The sequence below is a fragment of the Stenotrophomonas maltophilia group sp. Smal32 genome, assembly GCF_030237085.1.
Classification (GTDB): Bacteria; Pseudomonadota; Gammaproteobacteria; order Xanthomonadales; family Xanthomonadaceae; genus Stenotrophomonas; species Stenotrophomonas maltophilia_Q.
Genome location: NZ_JASJSI010000006.1, coordinates 16419 through 37180 on the forward strand (window position 1 = coordinate 16419; position 20762 = coordinate 37180).

21 protein-coding genes are annotated in these 20762 nt (G+C 67.5%); 13 read left to right on the top strand and 8 right to left on the bottom strand.

Annotated elements, in window-relative coordinates:
* Positions 1 to 20 precede the first annotated feature (20 nt).
* The 12 genes from QRO91_RS02680 to QRO91_RS02735 all read left to right on the top strand — a co-directional run bounded on the left by QRO91_RS02680 (position 21) and on the right by QRO91_RS02735 (position 12336).
* A complete protein-coding gene (locus QRO91_RS02680) occupies positions 21 to 566 on the top strand; it encodes a prepilin peptidase (protein WP_049426691.1) in 546 nt (181 codons plus the stop codon).
* A complete protein-coding gene (locus QRO91_RS02685) occupies positions 563 to 1039 on the top strand; it encodes a TadE/TadG family type IV pilus assembly protein (RefSeq protein WP_049426690.1) in 477 nt (158 codons plus the stop codon). The genes QRO91_RS02680 and QRO91_RS02685 overlap by 4 nt, the downstream gene beginning before the upstream one ends.
* 23 nt (positions 1040 to 1062) lie before the next feature.
* Positions 1063 to 2100, top strand: a complete 1038-nt coding sequence (gene cpaB / locus QRO91_RS02690) for a Flp pilus assembly protein CpaB (protein WP_049426689.1) — start codon at positions 1063 to 1065, stop codon at positions 2098 to 2100.
* An 18-nt stretch (positions 2101 to 2118) separates the two neighbouring features.
* Positions 2119 to 3474, top strand: a complete 1356-nt coding sequence (locus tag QRO91_RS02695; protein ID WP_049426688.1) for a type II and III secretion system protein family protein — start codon at positions 2119 to 2121, stop codon at positions 3472 to 3474.
* A gap of 28 nt (positions 3475 to 3502) precedes the next feature.
* Positions 3503 to 4759: a fimbrial protein gene (locus QRO91_RS02700; protein ID WP_049426687.1), complete on the top strand. Its 1257-nt coding sequence runs from the start codon at positions 3503 to 3505 to the stop codon at positions 4757 to 4759.
* Positions 4744 to 6093 (top strand): CpaF family protein, encoded by a 1350-nt coding sequence (locus QRO91_RS02705; RefSeq protein ID WP_049426686.1) that lies wholly within the window; start codon positions 4744 to 4746, stop codon positions 6091 to 6093. Before QRO91_RS02700 ends, QRO91_RS02705 begins: the two co-directional genes overlap by 16 nt.
* A gap of 2 nt (positions 6094 to 6095) precedes the next feature.
* Positions 6096 to 7052: a type II secretion system F family protein gene (locus QRO91_RS02710; RefSeq protein ID WP_049426685.1), complete on the top strand. Its 957-nt coding sequence runs from the start codon at positions 6096 to 6098 to the stop codon at positions 7050 to 7052.
* Positions 7053 to 7080: 28 nt separating this feature from the next.
* Positions 7081 to 8016, top strand: coding sequence for a type II secretion system F family protein (locus tag QRO91_RS02715; protein ID WP_049426684.1), 936 nt, complete (start codon positions 7081 to 7083; stop codon positions 8014 to 8016).
* Positions 8016 to 8906 (top strand): Flp pilus assembly protein TadD, encoded by an 891-nt coding sequence (locus QRO91_RS02720; protein WP_049426683.1) that lies wholly within the window; start codon positions 8016 to 8018, stop codon positions 8904 to 8906. The genes QRO91_RS02715 and QRO91_RS02720 overlap by 1 nt, the downstream gene beginning before the upstream one ends.
* A complete protein-coding gene (locus QRO91_RS02725) occupies positions 8903 to 9361 on the top strand; it encodes a DUF3613 domain-containing protein (protein ID WP_049426682.1) in 459 nt (152 codons plus the stop codon). The genes QRO91_RS02720 and QRO91_RS02725 overlap by 4 nt, the downstream gene beginning before the upstream one ends.
* An 8-nt stretch (positions 9362 to 9369) precedes the next feature.
* The gene (locus QRO91_RS02730) at positions 9370 to 11523 is read left to right on the top strand and encodes a TadG family pilus assembly protein (protein WP_100443822.1); all 2154 of its coding nucleotides are present in this window, start codon (positions 9370 to 9372) and stop codon (positions 11521 to 11523) included.
* Between the two features lie 99 nt (positions 11524 to 11622).
* Positions 11623 to 12336 carry a DUF2968 domain-containing protein gene (locus QRO91_RS02735; protein ID WP_012480553.1) on the top strand — a complete coding sequence of 238 codons (714 nt, stop codon included), beginning with the start codon at positions 11623 to 11625 and terminating at the stop codon, positions 12334 to 12336.
* Between the two features lie 75 nt (positions 12337 to 12411).
* Here the strand turns inward: QRO91_RS02735 and QRO91_RS02740 are convergent, their stop codons facing one another.
* On the bottom strand, positions 12412 to 12807 hold the full coding sequence (locus QRO91_RS02740; RefSeq protein WP_049427777.1) for a DUF4124 domain-containing protein: 396 nt from the start codon (positions 12805 to 12807) through the stop codon (positions 12412 to 12414).
* Between the two features lie 186 nt (positions 12808 to 12993).
* On the opposite strand from QRO91_RS02740, the gene QRO91_RS02745 reads away from it, so the two are divergent.
* Entirely contained in the window at positions 12994 to 13818 is an 825-nt protein-coding gene (locus tag QRO91_RS02745; RefSeq protein WP_049427779.1) for an alpha/beta fold hydrolase, read from the top strand.
* Positions 13819 to 13941: 123 nt separating this feature from the next.
* Here QRO91_RS02745 and QRO91_RS02750 read toward each other — a convergent pair whose 3' ends face one another.
* The 7 genes from QRO91_RS02750 to QRO91_RS02780 form a co-directional block, all read right to left on the bottom strand.
* Positions 13942 to 15591, bottom strand: a complete 1650-nt coding sequence (locus QRO91_RS02750) for an MFS transporter (protein WP_285310242.1) — start codon at positions 15589 to 15591, stop codon at positions 13942 to 13944.
* Positions 15585 to 16868, bottom strand: coding sequence for an alginate export family protein (locus tag QRO91_RS02755; RefSeq protein WP_049427782.1), 1284 nt, complete (start codon positions 16866 to 16868; stop codon positions 15585 to 15587). Before QRO91_RS02755 ends, QRO91_RS02750 begins: the two co-directional genes overlap by 7 nt.
* A complete protein-coding gene (locus QRO91_RS02760; protein ID WP_197651053.1) occupies positions 16847 to 18694 on the bottom strand; it encodes an amidohydrolase in 1848 nt (615 codons plus the stop codon). The genes QRO91_RS02755 and QRO91_RS02760 overlap by 22 nt, the downstream gene beginning before the upstream one ends.
* A gap of 119 nt (positions 18695 to 18813) precedes the next feature.
* A complete protein-coding gene (locus QRO91_RS02765; protein WP_197632227.1) occupies positions 18814 to 19239 on the bottom strand; it encodes a DoxX family protein in 426 nt (141 codons plus the stop codon).
* Between the two features lie 2 nt (positions 19240 to 19241).
* The gene (locus QRO91_RS02770; RefSeq protein ID WP_049427787.1) at positions 19242 to 19898 is read right to left on the bottom strand and encodes a hydrolase; all 657 of its coding nucleotides are present in this window, start codon (positions 19896 to 19898) and stop codon (positions 19242 to 19244) included.
* Positions 19895 to 20338, bottom strand: coding sequence for a helix-turn-helix transcriptional regulator (locus tag QRO91_RS02775; RefSeq protein WP_053091927.1), 444 nt, complete (start codon positions 20336 to 20338; stop codon positions 19895 to 19897). Before QRO91_RS02775 ends, QRO91_RS02770 begins: the two co-directional genes overlap by 4 nt.
* Positions 20339 to 20388: 50 nt before the next feature.
* Positions 20389 to 20721: a hypothetical protein gene (locus QRO91_RS02780; protein ID WP_049427791.1), complete on the bottom strand. Its 333-nt coding sequence runs from the start codon at positions 20719 to 20721 to the stop codon at positions 20389 to 20391.
* Positions 20722 to 20762: the final 41 nt, after the last annotated feature.

Sequence of the window (20762 nt, forward strand, 5' to 3'; positions counted from 1 at the left end):
GACGGACGACGGAGTGTGCGATGACGTTGCTGGGACTATTGGCCATCGGCGTGTGCCTGCGGATCGCGATCAGCGACCTGTATGCCCGCCGGGTGCCCAATGCCTGGCTGTTGTCTGCATCCGCCATTGCCATCGCATTGATCATCGCGGGACAGTTCAGCGCGCCGCGCCAGCCGTGGCTTGACCACGCAGCGGGCGCGGCGCTCGGCCTGGTGGCCCTGCTGCCGTTCTATGCCATCCGCTGGATGGGCGCCGGCGACGTCAAGTTCTTCGCGGTACTGGGCCTGATGCTGGGCTGGAAGGCCCTGCTGCCGATCTGGGTGGTGGCAAGTCTCGCGGCCGGCCTGCACGCGGCAGTGATCATTATTGGCCGCCGTTTGGGCGTGATGCTACCCACGGGCCTTCAGATGCAGGTCAACCGCGCCAGCAGCCAATGGCAATCGCACCCCGCCCTGCGCGACATGCAGGCCGCCCGCCAGGGACGACAGGGCATTCCCTATGCAGCCTACCTGGCCATCGCCGGCATCGGCTGGGTTCTGGCAAGCGTCTATGGAGGTGTGGCATGAGCATCCACAATCCACGGCTTCAACGCGGCGTGGCCAGCATCGAATTTGCCCTGATGCTGATGCTGGGCCTACTGCCACTGCTGCTGTTCACATTCTCCGGCGTGATGATCATGGCCGCGCAACAGACGTTGGCGACGGCCTCGGCCGAGGGCGCTCGCGCTTCATTGCGCTATGGCAGCGCCAATGAACGGCGTACTGCAGCCTGCCTCGCAGCCCGCAGTTCGATGCAGTGGCTGTTGAAATTCTCTGGACAGGGTGTCGACTGCAGCAATGGCGGCAGCAACGCCATCGTGGTCTCCGCGCAGGCCCCCTGCGCCGGCCTGGCCACTGCCCAGTGCATGACGGTGACGGTCAGCTATGACTACGCCAGCCATCCCTTCCTGCCGGGCACCGCCACGCTTTACAAGTGGGTGATGCAGGCTCCCATCCGTAGTGTCGCGGTCGCCCAGCTCGACCTCGGCAGCGGCAACTGACGATCGGTACAGGAGACGGTTCCATGCTCAAGTTGACCCGCATCGCTGCCGTCGCCCTGATCGGGCTGGCCGTGCTGCTGGCAGTGATCGCCCTGATGATCGGGCGCAAACCGGCCGCGCCAGCGACGGCCGCGCCCGTCGCGCACAGCGAAGCCCAGGCGATCACCGTGGTCGAAGCCGTGGCCCGGCTGCCTGCCGGTGAACCGATCACCGCCAACGGCCTGCGCCTGGCGCAGCGAACCACGGCAGTAGCCGGTGCAGCCACCAGCATCTCTGCCGTAGTCGGCAAGGTACCAGTGCAGGACATTGCCGAGGGCACCGCCATCAGCAGCAACGCCCTGGCACAGGGATTCTCGCTGCAGCTGCGCCCGGGCGAACGCGCACTGGCCGTTCCGGTGGATGAACTGGTCGGCGCCGGAAACCGCATCCTGCCGGGTGATTTCGTCGATGTCTTCCTCAACCTGCGCGATGCCCAGCCCAACGCCAGCGGTCCGGCAGAGGCCGCGCAGACCCGCCTGCTGCTGTCACGGCTGCGCGTGCTCAGCTACGGCCAACAGGACATCGCTCCGGTCACCGGCGATGCCGTCGCCGGCAACGAAGGCGATACCCGCAACGACCCCCGCGCCGCGGACATCACCGGCAATGGCAGCAGCCATGGCTCGGGCAACGAGGCCACCCAGCCGGCACGCAGCGCGGTGCTGGCAGTGCCGGTGGCCGATGCCAACCGGCTGCTGCTGGGTGCGCAGCAGGGAAAGCTGTTCCTGGCCCTGCGCAACCCGGCTGATACGGGGCAACCCGACCTTGCACTGTTTCCACAGGCGCGTGGCGTGATCGATCCTTTGCGTGGACTCGATGCCGAACAGCAGCTCGCGCTGCAGCGGCCGGAGAACCATGCCTTCGCCGGCATCGATGGTGACGCCCTGGCCGGCCGCGGCAACACGCCGGCCCGCAGCACCCCGGGGATCCCGGCGCGTGCGCCGCCGACTCGGCGCAGCGCACCGCGTGCGTCGGGCATCGAGATCATCCGTGGCGACAGCTCCGCCCCCCGTGGTTCCCTTTGACCTGCATCGAGCGCATCCATGACCGAACGCCTCCGCCCACGCCCCTCCCCTCGCCAGCGCTGGCTGGCCCTGCTGCTGGTGCTGCTGGCTCCGGCGACAAGCGTGGCCGCCGACGATCTCGTGCTGCAGGCGCGTGAGCAGCGCCCATGGACCCTCCCGGCCGACCTGGAACGGGTGGCCATCGCCGATCCGGGCGTCGCCGACATCGTGATGCTGCGTGGGCAGCGCCAGGCGCTGCTGGTCGGGAAGGCGCCGGGTACGACCACCCTCCTGCTGTGGCACCGCAAGCAGGCCGAGCCGCAACGCCTGCAGGTGCGCGTACAGAGTGCCGTGCAGGGCGCGGCAGACGCGGGCTCGAATGGGCTGGTGTTCACCCAGCAGGACAACCAGGGCCTGCTGCAGGGAAGCACCGACAGCGTGCTCTCGCACATGCAGGAACAGAAGACCGCCGCCATGGCGCTGGGCAAGGACGGGCTGCTTGCCGACGCCTCGACGGTCAGCAGCGGCGGCGTGGTCCAGGTCGAGGTCAAGGTGGTCGAATTCAACAAGACCGCGTTGAAGCAGATCGGCATCAGCTTCCAGAACCGCAATGGCAACTTCGCCTACGGCTTCGCCCGCCCGGGCGGCCAGCTGCCGGGCAATACCGGCATCCTGCCCGGCATGAAGGAAGGCAACTCCGGCAATGAGTCCGAGTCGCCCATTTCCTCGGCGTTCCGGCTGGTGTTCGGCTCGACCAAGGGCCTGTGGAACGCCGATGTCGACCTGCTGCAGAGCAACGGCATGGCGCGCGTGCTGGCCGAACCTACCCTGGTTGCATTGTCCGGCCAGAGCGCCAGCTTCCTGGCAGGCGGCGAACTGCCGATCCTGGAACCGCAGGGCCTGGGCACCACCACCATCACCTACAAGCCGTTCGGCATCGGCCTGACCGTGACCCCGACGGTGCTGGCCCCCAACCGCATCGCGCTGAAGGTCGCACCGGAAGCCAGTGATCTGGACTACAGCAACGCCATTGCCCTCAACGGCGTGCAGATTCCATCGATCACCACGCGCCGTGCCGACACCACGGTCGAACTGGGTGACGGCGAGAGCTTCGTGATCGGTGGCCTGGTCAGCTCCAATGTCGTCTCCAACGTCGGCAAGATTCCCTTGCTTGGCGACCTGCCGATCATCGGTTCGTTCTTCCGCAACTTCGACTACAAGCGACAGGACAAGGAGCTGGTGATCATCGTCACGCCGCGGCTGGTGCAGCCGCTGGCGCGCAATACCGAGCTGCCGTTGCCTGGCGAACGCGAAGCCAGGCCGAACCTTCCCGAGTGGGGGGCGTGGCTGCTTGGCCCGATCAGCCAGGATCCGGTACCTGGCTTCTCACGCTGATTCCCATGATGCCTGCGATACCACGCCCATGCCCTACGCCACCGCCCAGCCGCTGCATCCGCAAGGACCGCCGATGAATCTGGTCCTGTACGGAATGGATCGCGAACTGCTGCCCCGGCTGGCGGCGAAACTGCCGCCGACCACCACCCTGCACTGGCAGGACAGCAGCATGCCGACCTCCGCACAGGACCTGCAGCGCGGGCCACAGAGCCTGGTGCTGCTCGACTTCCGCCCGGAACACGCCGCGGCCTCCAGCCTGCTGGCGCAACAGCTGCAGCAGACCCAACCCGACCTGCCCCTGGTCGCCGTCGGCGCCACCAGCGCCGCCCAGGTCGAAGGCGTGGTGATCGCGCTGCGTGCCGGCCTGCGCGATGTGCTGGACCTGGACAGCGACAACATCGGCATCGAGGCTGCATTGCGTCGTGCCCTGTCGCCACGTCCAGCCGCCACCGCCCAGCACGCGCACAAGGCGCGCCTGATCGTCCTGCTGGGCGTGCGTGCCGGGGTCGGCACCAGCACCCTTGCCGCGCATCTTTCGGTACTGGCCCAGCAGACCCGCGCATTGGCCCAGGGCGAGGCCCTGCAGCAGGACGGCCTGTTGATGGAACTGGCGCAGCCGTCCGGCGACCTGGCGCTGTACCTCAACCTGGACAGCCGCTTCCACTACGAAGATGCACTGCGCAACGCCAGCCGCATCGACGCCACCCTGGCCCGGACGGCGATGGCCCGCCATGACACCGGCCTGGTGCTGCTCGACCGCGCCAGCGGCAGTGATGCCGTGCCGCCGTCGGACCCGGGCGCACTGCTGCAGCGCCTGCGCAGCGTGTTCGCCAGCGTGCTGTGCGATGCCGGTGGCTGCCCGCTGCGGCAGATGCCGCCCCTGCTGCTGGACCAGGCCGACGAGATCTGGCTGGTCACGGACGCTTCGATCGCCACGCTGGTTTCGCTCGACCAGGCCTTGAAGCACCTGGCCGGCCAGCGCGAACGGGAGAAGCGGCTGCAACTGGTGATCAACCGCCACGACGACAGCAGCGGCATGAGCCCCGAGCAGATCGCGCGCCGATTCGAAGTGCCACTGCTGGCCACGCTGCCCGAGCGCCCGCGCGTGCGCCTGGCGGCCAGCCAGGGGCATCTGCTGCTGCAGGACGCACCGCGCGACCCCTACCTGCGTGCCCTCGCCCCGCTCGTCTCGCGCCTGGATCCGGCTGCCTGCCCGGTCCAGGCCCATGGCCTGCGGGAAAGACTCTCCCTTGCCCTGGGTGGATCGCAATGGAAGACAAGGTAACCCCGTTCCCGCATGCCGCCACCCGCCCGGTGCTGCCCGACAGCGCCCCGGGCCACCTGCCGTTCGCGCAGACCGAGCAGTACCAGAAGGTGCTGTCGGCCGCCCACGAACACCTGCTCAACAGCATCGAAGACGAGCGCATCGACATCGATTCCTGGGCGCCTGACACCATCGCCCGCTGGGTGCAGGTGCAGACGGTGGGCTTCATCCAGGAATGGCGCATCCCGATCAACGAGGAGGAGATGCAGGTGGTCGCAGAAGGACTGGTCAAGGAGCTGACCGGCTTCGGCCCGCTTGACGACCTGCTGCATGACCCGACGATCGAAGACATCCTGATCAACGGATTCAAGGATGTGCACGTCTCGCAGGGAGGGCAGCTCAAGCGCGCCACCCAGCGCTTCACCGACGACACCCACCTGCTGCGCATCCTGCGCCGCATCCTCGCGCCGCTGGGCCGCCGCCTGGATGACTCCAATCCGATGGTCGACGCACGCTTGCCCAACGGCGGCCGCCTCAACGCGATCATCTCGCCGCTGGCGGTGGATGGGCCGATGGTCTCCATCCGCAAGTTCCGCAAGGACCCGTTCACCCCCGACGAGCTGCTGGCCAAGGGCACCTTCGATGCGCCGATGCAGGCGCTTCTGAAGGCGATGGTGCTGGGCCGCTGCAACATCCTGGTGTCCGGCGGCACCAGCTCGGGCAAAACGTCGCTGCTGAACGCCCTGGCCAGCTACGTACCGCCCAACGAGCGCGTGATCACGGTCGAAGACACAGCCGAGCTGTCACTCAACCATCCGCACGTGGTCCGCCTGGAAAGCCGCATCGGTGGTGCCGAAGGCCATGGCGCGGTGAGCATCCGCGACCTGGTCCGCAACAGCCTGCGCATGCGCCCGGACCGCATCGTGGTCGGTGAGGTGCGTGGTGCCGAAGTGCTGGAGATGCTGCAGGCCATGAACACCGGCCACGACGGATCGATGGCAACCATCCACGCCAACTCACCCCGTGACTGCCTGTACCGCATCGAGATGCTGGCCGGTTTCGCCGGGTTCCAGGGCAGCGAGGACAGCCTGCGCCGGCAGATCGCCAGCGCCATCGACTTCATCGTGCAGATATCGCGGTTGGGCAGCGGCCGGCGCGTGCTGGTCTCGATCACGGAAATCACCGGTGTCAGCGACAACCTGATCACGACCCAGGAGATGTTCCGTCACGAACTGCAGATCGACGGCAATGGCAAGGAAACCGACCGCTGGATCGGACTGGGCTTCCATCCGCACTCGCACAAGCTGGAACCGTTCCGCCAGCAGTTGCGCGAATCGTTGTACGGAGACTTCTGAGCATGGGCACGGGCCTGCTGCTGGGTGTACTGAGCATCATCTCGGTGCTGCTGGCGCTTGCGGTGTGGCTGTGGGGCACCGCCAGCAACCGCGAACAGCGCCAGGCCTCGCTGCAGCACGCCGAGCAGCAGCTGGCTCGCGGAGGTGCCAGTGGCGGAGCACCGGCCGGGGCATCGGTGGCCGCCGCCAACGACCCGGCGCGACCTGCAAGTGCCGGGCGCCGGGTGCTGCCGCTGGATGGCCTGCTGCAACGTGCGGGCCTGCAGACGGGCTGGAAGCTGCCCCTCATGCTGCTGGTGCCGGGGCTGGTGCTCTCGGTCGTGGCGATGCTGAGGCTCGGCACGGCGTGGATGTTCCCCCTGACCCTGCTGCTGTACCTGTTGGGCTGCTGGCTGTGGGTCATGCGCCGCACCACGAAACTGCGTGCACAGCTGCTGCACCAGCTGCCCGACTTCCTCGACAACCTGGTGCGGTTGACCGCACTCGGCAACAGCCTGCAGGCGGCGTTCCAGGTGGCGTCGATGCAGACCAGCGCGCCGCTGCGCGGACTGCTGGACACCACCGTGCGCTACGCACGCAGCGGCATGGACCTGGACCGTGCCTTGAGCCTGGCGGCGCAACCCTACCGGATGGACGTGCTCAAGGTACTGTCCGTGGTGATCGGCGTCAGCGTGCGCATCGGCGGGCGCTCCGATCAGATCCTGCAGCGCATGGGCGATTTCATGCGCGACCTGGAGCAGGCCCAGCAGGAGCTGGCCGCGACCACGTCGGAAACGCGCATGTCGGCCTGGGTGCTCGGCCTGCTGCCACCGGCCAGCGCGGTGCTGATGGCGATTTCCAGCCCTGAGTTCTTCCAGCCGGTGCTGCACGATCCGCTGGGTCACAAGATCCTGCTGATCGCGCTCGGGCTGGAGCTGTTTGGCGCCTTCCTGCTCTATCGCCTGGCCAAGTCGCTATGACCACCGGAATCCACCACGGAGGTGCCCGATGAGCGCAAGCACCTGGTTTGCCCTGTCCCTGCTGGTGCTGGCCGCCGGTGTTGCCCTGCTGGGCATCGCCGGATGGATACGCAGCCACCGCGAACAGCGCACCTCGGCCACCTTGAAGACCGCGCTGCAACCGCGGGATGAAGCACGCGACCCGGAGGCCGCGCGCCGTGATTCGCTGGGTTGGCTGGAACGCTTCGGGCGCGCGCTCAGTGGCGGCCGCCTGGAATCCGCGCTGCTGGCCAATGAAGACCGGCTGCTGCTGGACCTGGCAGGCTGGAACACACGACGTGGCACCGCCATCTATCTTGGCGTGCGACTGCTGCTGGGCGTACTGGTGCTGGCGCTGGCCCTGGCGTTCAGCAGTGCCCAGGGGCTGGCCAGGATGATGGTCGTGATCGGTGCGCTCGCGGCAGGCCTGCTGCTGCCGAAGTTCATCCTCTCTTCGTGGGTGAAGCGCCGCCGGCGCGCGGTCGACAACGAGCTGCCCCTGCTGATCGACCTGCTGCGCCTGCTGCAAGGCGTGGGCTTCAGCATGGACCAGAGCCTGCAGACGCTGGGCGACAAGCTGCGCGATGCGTTGCCGGTGCTCGGCGGCGAGCTGCAGGAGGCCAACGTCGCCTACACCCATGGCCGTACCCGCGCGCAGTCCCTGCGTCGCCTGAGTGAGGTCTATGCGGATGACGACCTGACCAGCCTGATGCAGTTGATCCTGCAGGTGCACGCACATGGCGGCGCGGTGCAGGAACCGCTGCGGCAGTTCAGCATCCGGTTGCGGGAACAGCGCCGCAACACCCTGAAGGAAAAGGTCGGCAAGCTCTCGGTGAAGATGACCGTGGTGATGATGCTGACCCTGCTGCCAGCGCTGATGCTGGTTCTTGCCGGACCGGCGCTGGTCGCGCTGGCCACCACCATGTCCAAGATGGGATCGCCCTGATGCCTGCCCTGCGCACCTCCTGCCTGTTGCTTGCCCTCGCCGCCGTCGCCAGTGGTTGTGCGTCGACCACGCCGAAGTACCTGCGCGCCCCCAGCCTGGCTGCGCCCGAACCGGCACCGCAGGACAGCCGCAATGCCTACCTGGAACTGATCGGGCGCATGCAGCAGCAGGGTGCCTGGTATGCCTCGCTGGCCCACGTCGATGCCTTCCGCCAGCGCTACGGCGATCCGCCGGCGCTGCGCCTGCTGCAGGCCGACGCCCTGCGCGAGACCGGCCAGGCCGACGCTGCCATCGCCCTGTACCGGGAACTTTCCAGCAGTCCGCAGGCCGCAGCGGCCGCGCACGGGTTGGGCCTGATCGCTGCCCGCCGTGACGACGACAGCGGCAGTGAAGAGGCGCTGGCCCGGGCGACGCAGCTGCAGCCCTTGAACACCGACTACCTGGGCGATCTTGGCTACGCGCGCCTGCGTGCGGGCCGCTTCGAGCAGGCGCGCGAGCCACTTGCCAAGGCACTGGAACTGTCGCCGGGCAATGCCAAGGCCACCGCCAATCTTGCCTTGTGGGCCGTACTGCGCGGGGATGCCGCCACCGCCGAGCGCCTGGTCCAGCAGGCCAACCTCAACCAGGACACCCAGCACAGCATCCAGCAGCAGGCCGCGCAGATCCGCACGCGGCTGCAGCAGCGCCAGGCCGCCGCAGAACGGGTTGTGCCGGCGCCCCCGCCCAGCCGCGTCATCGCCGGTACCACTACCCGTGCGCCGCAAAGCACCACTCGCCTGGCCGCCGAACCACGTCGCGACATCCGTGATGCGCGCGACCCACAACGCCTGCCGCCCTCGATGCTGGAACGTTTCAGCACCTCCGATCAGCCGAACGGGAACACTCCATGAGCGCGATGCCCCTGACCCGACGCCTGTTGCCTGCACTGGCCTGCCTGCTGATGGCCGGCGGCGCGCAGGCGCAGCAGCAACCCCTGACCGGGCAGATGCTCGGCGGCAGCGCACCAGTGGCAGCGGCCCCGCAGCCGCTGCAGTCCGAGGCATTGGCCACGGTGGACCTTGCAGCCCCTGCTCCGTCGGCATCACCGGCCGCCGCCCCGGCGATCATTGCCACCGACCACGTCGCATCCGCGCCCCGCCCTGCACGCACGCAGATCGGCGATACCGCGCGCGACCTGTTCCGCCTGCAGGCATCAGGGCAGCAGGCGGGGCAACGCCTGCCGATCCTCGGCGACCAGGCCACGCTGAGCTACGCCCGCTACTTGAAGAGCTTCGAACACGAGATCCCGGACTTCTTCGAAACCGATGTCGCCAAGTCCAAGGGAACATCCTCATCCGGACGCTGAGACAGGCCATGAAACGCCCACGCCAGTTCAGTTTCAGCCGCCCGCGCGGCGGCATGTCGATCACCATGATGCTGGTCATGCTGGCATTGCTGGCGATGTTGGGCCTGATCGAGATCGGCTATCTGTTCTGGGCCAAGCGCGACGCGCAGAAGGTCGCAGACCTCGCCGCACTGGCCGGTGCACAGCGGCTGGAGCTGTGCACGCCTGACAACAGCGACAACAGCGCAGCGCGGCAGAGCGCGGTCACCCAGAACAGGTTTGCAGGCACCCTGCAGATCCGCTGCGGCAACTGGAGCGCCGCACGCAGCACGTCGAACCGCTTCGTCACCACCGTCGATGCCAGCAACCCACGCAATGCCGTGCAGGTGGTCGCGCAGCGCAGCGTGGTGCCGTTCTTCGGCCAGAACACCCGCCTGCCCACCGTCAGCGTGGAGGCGGTGGCCCGACGTTCCGAACCGACCGCGGTGTTCGCGGTCGGTTCGCAGCTGCTTCGCACCAATGGCGACTCGGTACTGCTTTCGACCCTGCGCCTGGTCGGCCTGGATGTCACCAATGCCACCGTGCTCTCCTATGACGGCCTGGCCCAGGCCAACATCACCCCGTCGGGCCTGCTGAAGGCGTTGAACATCCCGGTCAGCGCCAACCTCAGCGTGGCCGACTTCAACCGGTTGCTGTCGGTCAACAAGATCTCGCTGGCACAGCTGGTCGATGCCACCGCCACCGTGGTCGGCCGCGATACCACCGTGGGCGTACAGCTGCGCGCGCTGTCCGATCTGGTTGCCACCCAGCTGGACATCAACAAGCTCAACATCGTGCTGGGCAGCCAGTCCGGCGGCGGTGGCCTGTTCGCCGAAGTCGTCTCGCCGGATGGCACCGTCGGCAGCGCGCTGGAAACGAAGGTCAACGTACTCAACCTGATCAGCACCGCCATCTCCATCGCCAATGACGGCAACGGGGTGGCGGTCAAGGGATTGGACCTGCTGGGCATCAACATCCAGGCCGGCGTGGTCGAGCCGCCCTCGATCGCCATCGGTGGTGTTGGTACCCGCGCGTACAACGCGCAGGTGCGGCTGATGGCGGACGTGGACAGCAACAACCTGTTCGCGGTGGGCCCGCTGCTGAACCTGCTCGGCACGCGACTGCACCTGCCACTGCATGTCGATGTGGCCAATGCGATGGGCACGCTGACTGGCATCCAATGCGGCGCCAGCCCGCAGAAGGCCACCATCCAGGTCGATTCGTCGGTGCTGCGCGCCTGTGTCGGCAATGTCGATCCGGCGCAGCGCTTTTCCAGGAGCAATGTCTGCGACGCCACCCTGAAGAACGAGCAGCTGCTGAAACTGCTCGGGCAACCCCTGATCAATGACAAGATCACCCTGCCCGCCCTGACCAGCTCGCAGAGCCTGACCCTGGCTGCGGGCGAAACCGCCTCGACCCGGATCAATCCACTGGCAGTGGGCAACGCGGTGTCAGACCTGGTCAATGAACTGCTGCGCGTGCTGTCTGGCATGCTCAGCTCGCCCAAGCAGGGCATGAGCGCCAACGACACCGCCAAGGCACTGGCCGACCGCTATCTGCAGGCCACCTTCCCGCCCAACACCCGCTATGAGGTGGACAAGTTGATTCCACTGCTGCGCGATGGCGACGCAAGCCGGCAACTGGCCCCGCTCAACAGCTGGACCGTGCCCGGAGGCCTGCCCTACGCCTGCGGCCTGCTGAACCTGGCCACCTGCCACAAGGACGGTCCGGTCTGGGACGCGTTCAAGGTGACCGTCACCGGCCAGGGACTGGGCGTGCTCGATGGGCTGCTCGGATCGCTGGTGGGCGGCCTGCTGATCAACCGCTGCGACAGCCTGCTCGGCAACCTGATCGACTACAACGGCTGCGTACGCAACAACCTGGCCTCGTACATCCAGACCGCGCCGGCCGGCTTCCTCGATGGCGCCGGGGGAACCGGCGTCACCAATCCGGATGGCAGCGTGAGCTGCAGTGGCCTGCTGTGCACGCTGCTCAAGCCGATCCTGGCCGCCCTGCGGCCGGTGCTCAACAGCGTCGGCACGCTGCTGACCAACCTGCTGGCGAGCGTGCTGGGCCTGGAACTGGGCCGCACCGACGTCAACGTGCAGTCGATCCAGTGCAGCGCGGCGCAGCTGGTCTACTGACCCGTGACGGGCGCCCTTGGCGGCGCCCGCGCCCATGCTAGACTCCCGGCGGGGAACCACCTTCATCTCAACCCACACTCATCCGTGGATGGTCTAGACATGCGAGAAACTTCAGGGGGCGCGGTCTTCGCCCGGCACGCGCGCGGCGCGGCACTGCTGGCCGTGGCCATGATGCTGGTGGCACCGGCGGCGATGGCTGCCCGTGGCGACCGTGAGGCAGCCGCCGAGCCGGCCGCACGCAGCGCGCCGGTGGTGCGCAACACCGTTGACGAGCTCAAGCAGCTGATGGATTCGCGCCAGCTGACCGAGCTGCGCACGACCTACAACGGCAACTACGGCGCCAGCCTGCTGTTCAACGCCAACACTCTGACCTACTACGTCGCCCTGTTCCAGGAGAAGAACTTCTGGCGGGTGATCAAGACCGATGCCGTCGACAACGCCGAGCGGGTCTACCGTACCTTTGCCCAGCAGTCCGAACAGCTGGCCCAGGTCTACATCGATACCACCCGCCTGGAAGCCGGCAAGCGCTACACCGAGCGCCTGGTGGCCTACAACGAGGAACGCCTGCGCACCCTGCAGCAGGAAATGGAACAACAGCAGGCGCAGTCGGCCCAGGTCAGCGCCGCCCTGCAGCAGGCACAGCAGCAGGCGGTCAGCCTCAGCACCGACGTGCAGAGCACCAACAGCCAGCTGGATGCCCTGCAACGCCGCATCCAGATCCTGCAGGCCGAACAGGGCAACCCGGAGCTGAGCCTGCCCAAGCCGGAAAGCGTGCCTTCGCCGGCACCGGCTGCCGCCAGCGACGGCCGCTGAGGCCCCGCCTTCCGCATCCACGCACAACGGCGCCCCAGGGCGCCGTTGTCGTTTTTGGCCTTTCGCGAACCACGCTCAGCGGCAGGCGTCGTACACCGCGTCGTCCAGCTGACGGCGTTGCAGGAAGTGCAGTTGCTTGTTCCTGGCCAACACGTTCCCGCGGTGCTGGCGTGCGCGTTCACAGGCCCTGGGGTCTGTACTGATGGGTATCAGCACGGCATGCGCCCGCCCCGAGCGCACGGTACGCGGTGGCGCCAGCACCGCGCTGCCCGCCCTGGCCGCCTTTGTCACCGGTCCGCGCGACAGCGATTGCTCCTCCGGCACCTCCCAGCGCCATTCCGCACGCCCCTGGCAGGGTGTCTGCTGATAGACCGGATGCGGACCGTCAACGCATTTGTAGACGTTGGTCTGCGCATGAACCGCCGTGGCCAGCAGCAAGCACAACAGCGGGCTGCACCGCACTCTGGACATCGCTCGCTCCTGGACAGGACGGCCATCATCGTCAGCGCGAAAGCGGCCGGGTTCCAGAGCGATACGCGTCACACCCCGGTCAATCCAGCACAGCCGTGCAAGCCCTCCGCCAGGACGTGCGTTGTACTGCCGGTGGTACCGGCATATTGGCCGGCGCCACCCCTCCCTTCCGCCAAGGAAACCGCAATGAGCAACTTCGTCACCGTCGCCGACGGCGCGCGCATCTTCTACAAGGACTGGGGCACCGGCCAGCCGATCGTGTTCGCCCACGGCTGGCCGCTGTCCTCCGATGCCTGGGACCCGCAGATGCTGTTCATGGGCCAGAACGGCTACCGCGTGATCGCCCATGATCGCCGCAGCCACGGCCGTTCCAGCCAGACCTGGGATGGCAACAACATGGACACCTACGCCGACGATCTGGCGGCGGTGATCGAGGCGCTGGACCTGAAGGATGCGATCCTGGTCGGCCACTCCACCGGTGGTGGCGAAGTGGCCCACTACATCGGTCGCCACGGCAGCAAGCGCGTGGCCAAGGTGGTGCTGGTCGGCGCCGTACCGCCGCTGATGCTCAAGACGGCCGGCAATCCGGCGGGCACCCCGCTGGAAGTTTTCGACGGCATCCGCAAGGGCACCGGCGGCGACCGCTCGCAGTTCTTCAAGGACCTGACCACGCCGTTCTTCGGTGCCAACCGCGATGGCAACAGCGTCACCCAAGGCATGCGTGATTCGTTCTGGCTGCAGGGCATGCTCGGCGGCGTCAAGGGTCAGTACGACTGCGTGCACGAGTTCTCGGAAGTGGATTACACCGAGGACCTGAAGAAGATCGATGTGCCGGCACTGGTCGTGCACGGTGATGACGACCAGATCGTGCCGTTCGATGCCTCGGCCAAACTGTCCTCGCAGATCATCAAGGACGCCGAGTTGAAGGTGTACCCCGGTGCGCCGCACGGCCTGACCGTTACCCACGCCGACCAGTTCAACGCCGACCTGCTGGCGTTCGCACGCAGCTGATGTGCCGGGGCGGCGCCCCAACGGCGCCCCCGCTCCTTCGGTAGTGCCGGCCGCTGGTCGGCAACCCGATCAATCCATCGCAATCTGCACAGCCGGCCAGCGGCCGACTCTACCAAGGGCAGTTCAGATATCGCTGTGGTGGTGCGGGACCCCAGTCCTGGGCAGCGGATCGTGACCGCCCACGAAGTGACGCACCACCGGTGCGCGTTCACCGCGATGCAGCCCACGCAGCACTTCCTGGATCGCCTTGTCGTCGGCGGTGATGCGTTCGTGCTGGCGCAGGTGCTCCAGCCACGACGGGGTCACGAAATACTCCAGGTGGATGCCCGGACTGGCCACATCCTCGACCACGCCCCAGACCACCGCGCCATCGCGGCGGCGGATCGTTCCCAGCGCGCGCATCTGCGCCTGGAACGCGGCACGATCTGCATCGTCGATGCGGTACTCGATGGTGACCAGCACCGGACCTCGATCGTTTGACACCGGCACCGACAGTTCCGGTGCCGGCCAGTGCCCGGCTGGACGCAGGTTCAGGTCTTCGGTACCGGCGATGCGCACGCGCCACACCAACAATCCGCCGATCACCGCGCCTGCGGCAGCCACCAGCAGCGCCAGCTCCGGCGAGGTGCGCTGAGCCAGCGCGCCCCAGCTCAGGCCACCGGCCGCCATGCCGGCGGAGAACACCATGATGTACAGCGCCAATGCACGCGCGCGTACCCACGCGGGTACCGCGGTCTGGGCGGCAATCTGCAGCGAAGACAGCACGGTGATCCAGGCGAAACCGTTGATCAGCATCACCAATGGCAGCACGTACCAGCTGCGGGTCAGCGCCAACCCGACCAGGCTCAGCGCCAGCGACAGGGTGGCCAGCAGCACCAGCAGGTCGCGATCCATCTGCGCGCGCAGCTTCGGCAGCAGCAACGCACCGCCCACTGCACCGATACCGATGCAGCCGAGCAGCATGCCGTACTGCCCCGCTCCACCCTGCATCTGGCCGCGCACCACCACCGGCAGCAGCGCGTTCATCGCCGCAGCGAAGAAGAAGAAGCCCACCGACTTGATCAGTACCGCCTGCAGCCGCCCGGCGCGGCTGGCGTAGCGCAGGCCCGCCTTCAAGCCGGCACCGAAGCCTTCCGGTGGCAGGCTGGACTGCTTCGGATCACGCTTCCAGCCCCACACCACGAACAGCATCGCGGCAAAGGTGATGGCATTGAAGCCGAATGCCCACACCGCGCCCAGCTGCGCGACGATCACGCCACCGATGGCCGGGCCGATCGAACGCGCGATATTGATGCCGATCGAGTTCAAGGCTACCGCCGAGGCCAGCATCGGCTGCGGCACCAGCTCGGACACGATCGCCGCCTGCGCCGGCATCGCCATTGCCGCACCGCACCCCATGCAGAAGGTCAACAGCACCAGCAGCTGCGGGGTCAGCATGTCCATCGCCGTCAGTGCGGCCATCACCGCAGCCACCAGCAGCATCCACCCCTGGGTCGCCAACAGGTACTTCCGGCGATCGACAATGTCGGCCAGTGTTCCGGCCGCCAGTGCCAACAGTACGATCGGCACCGTTGTGGCCGACTGCACCAGCGCCACCATCAGCGGCGAACCGGTGCGTTCGGCCATCACCCAGGCGGCGGCCACGTCATTGACCCAGGTGCCGATGTTGCTGGCCAGGATGGCCAGCCAGATCGAACGGAACATCTGGATCTTCAGCGGGGACCAGGCCCCTGCGGCCTGTGCGGGGGGGTGCGAAGCGGTTGCGTTCACCATTGCCATGCTCCAACGATCGAGGCGAACAGCGTGTCCTGGCCACCGGCCTGCGTCAGTGCAGGTCCGGCGTCGACCCAGGCCAGCTGCAGCTGCCATTGCCAGTGTTCGCTGGCCTGCCAGCGGGTTTCGGATTTGTACTGGGTGCCGATTCGGCGCCCACCACCGGCACTGCCCGGCAATGCCACCAGTGGTGCCGGCGTGGTGTAGACCGCATCTGCGCGACGATGCTTCCAGGCCATCTGTACGCCCAGCTCCGTCGTCACCGCGTCGTGCAGGCGCAGTGCCAGCGTAGGCTGCACGTCCATCAGGTTGGCGGGCGCCAACAGGCTGGCTTCGCTGAAGTAGGCCGATTTCGGGAACAACGCGTTGAAGGTACCCAATCGTCCATCGTGCAGGTTGCCATCGCCGCTGGCGATGTCGGCCTTCAGCCCCAGGCGCGGTTGCAGCGGCACATCGCTCCAGCGCCAGCCGGTATCGGTCGCCAGCGTCCAGGCGCGGATGTCGAGATTGCCGGCAGCGGTACGCAGTTCACCGCCCTGCACCACCAGCTCGCTGTTCCAGTCCAGCGAACCGGCCTGCCCGAACCAGCGCATGCCGAGTGTCTGCCGCCGCTCGTTGCCGGAGCCAGCGGCAAACCGCGCACCGTCGCGACGGTAATCCAGCAGGTACAGGTCCCATTGCCCAGGCCAGCGGCCGCGCGCTGTGGTGGCATACGCCCCCCACAGATGCGCCCCGGACTCACCGCGATCATCGAACGCCCCCGGCCGGTTCTCCACCGGTCGCAGGGCCATCAGGTCAAGCGTGCCGAACTGCCCCTTCCATCCTGCCCGTGCGCCATCGAAGGCCAACCGGATGTTCGGGCCATCGCGAACCGACAACAACCGTGAGCTTCCATAGCCGGCTTCCTGCCGCCCCAGCTGCATGTGGAAACCGCCACGTTGCCAACGCCAGTACGCCTGCTGCACGTCCAGCGCACTGCGGTCGGTGCGGCCAGGGCCACCGGCCCTGCCATTTTCGCCGTGGACACCCAGCTGCACTTTCACCTGCCAGTCATCGCGGGCATAGGTGGCCGACGCCAACGCACGCAGCAGGCCATAGCCATCCTCGCTGCCGCCGATGCCGAACCGGGTCGGGTCGTAGTACAGACCGCGCACGCGCAGCGACGCGTCCCATTGCAGCTGGCCGTCGCCTGCTTCGGTGCAACGGCCACCTTCGCAGGCCAGCGCCAGTGTCGGCACAACCAGCAGCGCCAGGCTCAGAACGCGAAGCACGAGCATCCCATCGCGCCCCAGAACGCGGTCAGATCGTCGGTGGGTGCCGCGTGCTGCGCGGCATGCCCGTGCGCGCCGTGGGTGCTGCAGGCCACGCCGTGATGGTGGCGATGTGCAGCTGCCAAGCCGGTGGCGGCGCCCCCGACATGGTAGCCACCGAACCTGTTGACCGGCGACCAGTTGGGCATCGCCGGCGGCAGCTGCGGTGCCAGGCCTGCGTAGTCGCCGTCGGCATGCACGATGCGGCCACCGACCACGGTCAGCACGCTGGTGATGTCGGCGATCTGCGCGTCGTCGACGCGGAAGAAATCGGCCGAGAGCAGGATGAAGTCGGCCAGCTGGCCGGATTTCAGGGTGCCCTTCACCGCCTCGTCGCCGGAGAACCAGGCGCTGCCCTGGGTCCACAGGCGCAGCGCCTGCTCGCGTTCAAGCAGGTTTTCCTCGCCATACAGGGCCAGGCCACCGACGGTGCGCCCGGTCACCAGCCAGGACAGCGCCACCCATGGGTTGTAGCTGGCCACGCGGGTGGCATCGGTGCCCGCGCCCACCGGTACGCCCTCGGCCAGCATCCGCTTCACCGGCGGCGTGTGCCGCGCGGCCTGCACGCCGTAGCGCTCGACGAAGGCTTCACCCTGGTAGGCCATGCGGTGCTGTACCGCGATGCCGCCACCCAGCGCACGGATGCGCTCGATGTTGCGCGGGGTAATGGTCTCGGCGTGGTCGATGAACCAGTGCAGCCCATCGAACGGCACCTCGCGGTTGACCTGTTCGTAGACATCGAGAATGCGGCTGATGCTCTCGTCGTAGGTGGCGTGGATGCGGAACGGCCAGCGCTTCTCGACCAGCAGCTTCACCACGTCGTGCAGCTCCGGCTCCAGTTCCGGTGGCAGCTCCGGTCGCGGTTCGTTGAACAGCTCGAAATCGGCGGCCGAGAACACCAGCATTTCCCCGGCACCATTGTGGCGCAGCAGGTCATCGCCCTGCCGCGGCTGCAGGATCTCGCTCCAGCCGCGGAAGTCGTCCACTTCCTTGCCCTTGTTCTGGGTGAACAGGTTGTAGGCGATGCGCACTGTCAGCTGATCGTCGCGGTGCAGCTGCTCGATGACCTGGTAGTCCTCGGGATAGTTCTGGAAACCGCCGCCGGCATCGATCACCGAGGTGATGCCAAGCCGGTTCAGTTCGCGCATGAAGTGGCGCGTGGAATTGGCCTGGTACTCGATCGGCAGGCGTGGCCCCTTGGCCAGCGTCGCGTACAGGATCAGCGCGTTCGGCTTGGCCAGCAGCAGCCCGGTCGGGTTGCCCAGCGAGTCACGCACGATCTGCCCACCCGGCGGATCGGGAGTGTCCTTGTTGTAACCACAGGCGCGCAGGGCGGCGCGGTTGAGCAGCGCGCGGTCGTACAGGTGCAGCAGGAACACCGGCGTATCCGGTGCGATGTCGTTGAGCTCCTGCAGGGTCGGCAGGCGCTTCTCGTTGAATTGCGTGGCAGTGAAGCCACCGACCACGCGCACCCACTGCGGCGCTGGCGTGCGATCGACCTGCGCCTTCAGCATGTCCAGCGCGTCACCCAGCGAGCGCAGGCCGTCCCAGCGCAATTCCAGGTTGTAGTTCAGGCCACCGCGGATCAGGTGGGTGTGGCTGTCGTTGAGGCCGGGCAGCAGGCGCCGGCCCTGGGCGTCGATCAAGGTCGCTTCATTGCCCCAGCCACGCGTGATCTCCTCGTCGCTGCCGACGGCGACGATGCGGCCTTCCTGCACGGCCAGCGCCTGTGCATGCGGCTGCTGCGGATCGAGCGTGGTGATGCGGGCATTGCGGATGACCAGCGTGCTCATGCGACGCTCCTTGGAAGTGGAATCGAGTGCGGCAGCGGCGCGGCCGGCCAGGCCGAGCGCTACAGCAGCGCCGCTGGCCAACACCACATTGCGGCGGCCGGGATCGAGGGGATCGTGACTCATGCGAAATCTCCCGGAAGATGTTGGCCGTCCAGCGCCCAGGCGCCAGGCCCGGCCAGGGCGAGGGCCAGCAGTACTGCCGTCCACATCAACGGGTACTCCGTGCCGCCGCGCATCCAGAACCAGCCCTTGGGCAGGGCCAGCAGTACGGTGAAGCCGATGAAGGCCGCTGCCGCCAGCGCGGCAATGCGGGTCTGCCAGCCAAGCAGCACGGCCAGGCCGGACGCCACCTGTGTCAACGCCAGCAGCAGCGGCAACGGCGCTGCCGATGGCAACCCGAAGCCGCGCAGTTCGGTGCCGAAACCGGACAACCCCGGACCACCGAACCAGCCGAACAGCTTGCCCAGTGCGTGCGGCAGCAGGAAGCCTCCTGCCGCCACGCGCAGCATCAGCAGGGCCAGGTCGAGGCCATGGCCGGCCAGCATGCTCAGTGCCCGCCTTCCTGCGCGCCGAACATGCGCTTGGCGTACTGGATGCCGATGCCGTAGCCACCCGCATGATCGCGCGCGATGCCGGTGGTCAGATCGTAGGTTTCACCGCGTGCCCAGTCGCGCTGCAGCTCCAGCAGGTACTGCACGCTGGTCATCGGCACCGCACCGGCCTGCACCATGCGGGTGATCGCGCGCTCGTGCGCTTCCTCGCTGACGTCGCCGCAGGCATCGGTGATCACATGGACCTCGAAGCCCTGCGCCAGTGCCGACAGGGCCGGGCCCACGATGCAGACACTGGTCCACAGCCCGGCCATCACCAGCCGACGCTTGCCGATGCGGTTGATCTCGTCGATCACCGGCTGGTCTTCCCAGGTGTTCATCGAGGTGCGGTCGAACACACGCTGGCCCGGGAAGATCGCAGGCAGTTCCGGGAACATCGGGCCGGAGAACGAGGCTTCGGCCACCGTGGTCAACAGCACCGGCACGTTGAAGCCCTTGGCGCCCTTGCCGATCAGCGCCACGTTGTTGCGCAGCGCGGAGATGTCGATGGTATGGGTGGCAAAGGCCATCTGCGACTGGAAGTCGATCAGTACCAGCGCATGGTCGGTCGGTGACAGCAGGGAAGGAGCGGGCGTGGCGGTTGCAAGGTTCATGCGTGGACTCCGTTGGAATCAAGGTCTGGGGGAAGCAGGAGGGCGGCATCACCGGCCAGGTACTGGCCGGGACTGCAGCCCGTCTCTGCGCGGAAGCTGCGGACGAAATGACTCTGGTCAAAGAAGCCCAGCTGCTGCGCCAGGCAGGACATCGGCAGATGCTGGGCCGACAACAGCTGGCGCGCACGTTCGATACGGCGGCGGCGTACATAGCGCAGCGGGCTGGCGCCGGTACCGCTGCGGAACAGGCGCACCAGATGGAAGCGACTGACGCAGGCGGCGGCCGCCAGTTCGGTGACCCGCAGCGGCTGTGACAGGTGTTCATCGACATAGCGCAGAGCGCGCTGCAACGCGGCGGCCTGCTGCGGTGCCAGCGACGCGGCGGGGGGGGCAGGTGGAAGGACGGTGGCCATCGAGGACGCCGTGAGGGGGTGGCCCATGGTGCGGCGCGTGCGCGCGATGCCCTACCCCCGTCGGTCGAGGCCAGCACCTACCCGAATGGGGGAGGCCGACGGCCGAGCAGACGGCGCCCGAACAACCGCGCATCCACTGAATAGGCGCCAGGACCAAGCATCAACAGCGCTAACGGCAGCACCACCTGTGGCCACGGAGCCTGCTGCACGAGCATGCCCACGGCCGCTATCGGCACCGCCAGTGGCGTCAATACACCCAGCATGAGCATCGGCACTGCCAGCAGGCACAGCGCCGACCACCCACCCGCATGCGTGCCGGGCATGCACAGTGCCGCAGACAGGCACAACCGCAGCCACAGCAGACCGACGCCCGGGCCACGATCGGGAAACATCACGAACAGGCGCTGCATGGCCGGGCTCCGGGGAACATGTCGGCGTGATAGCCGACCGG